The sequence below is a fragment of the Chelatococcus sp. GCM10030263 genome, assembly GCF_042666455.1.
Taxonomy (GTDB): Bacteria; Pseudomonadota; Alphaproteobacteria; order Rhizobiales; family Beijerinckiaceae; genus Chelatococcus.
In genome coordinates, this window is sequence record NZ_JBHTDB010000010.1 from 1 (window position 1) to 650 (window position 650).

Genomic DNA, 650 nt, shown 5'->3' on the forward strand with positions numbered 1-650 from the left:
ATGTCCGCTCAAAAGCGGCAATCGAAAGACCAGGCCGTCGGCAGTCGAATAATGATTGCTGCCAGCCTTACCGACCATCAAATGCTTGCCGAACAGGTCGTCCGCTCGGACAGGACGCAGTCTTCGACTGCCGACTGTCCCTTGCCGACGGCCCATCCCTCTGTCCTTCGCCGGCCCGGTGGCTGGAGCGAGGAGCCCAAACCCGATCCCATCCCGAACTCGGCCGTTAAACTCCTCAGCGCCGATGGTACTGTGTCTCAAGACCCGGGAGAGTAGGTCGTTGCCGGGCCTGCCAAGGACAGAGGAATTCCCTCCAAACGATCACAAGCGGCGCTCCGCCCAAAAGGCAAAGCGCCGCATTCGCTTTTGAAGCATCCGCGCATGCCAGGGATCCATACCCCGTACATGCGCCGATCAAACAAACGCCAAAACACAGTTGACGCGGGGTGGAGCAGCATCCCGCCCCATCGAGCGACAGCGAAGATGGGACAATAACGAAGCGGAAGCGAAGGCGGGTACCCATAAAACCGGGCTGCCCACCAACGCCAGACATCAGTTGACGCGGGGTGGAGCAGCCCGGTAGCTCGTCAGGCTCATAACCTGAAGGTCACAGGTTCAAATCCTGTCCCCGCAACCAACGATTCTTGCGA

General features: G+C 59.8%; 1 tRNA gene and 1 rRNA gene. Both read left to right on the top strand.

Going from position 1 to position 650, the window contains the following annotated elements:
• Positions 1-174 precede the first annotated feature (174 nt).
• Positions 175-289, top strand: a 5S ribosomal RNA gene (rrf, locus tag ACFQU1_RS22170).
• 271 nt (positions 290-560) lie between these two features.
• Positions 561-637: transfer RNA gene (locus tag ACFQU1_RS22175), tRNA-Met, on the top strand.
• The last annotated feature ends 13 nt before the right edge of the window (positions 638-650 follow it).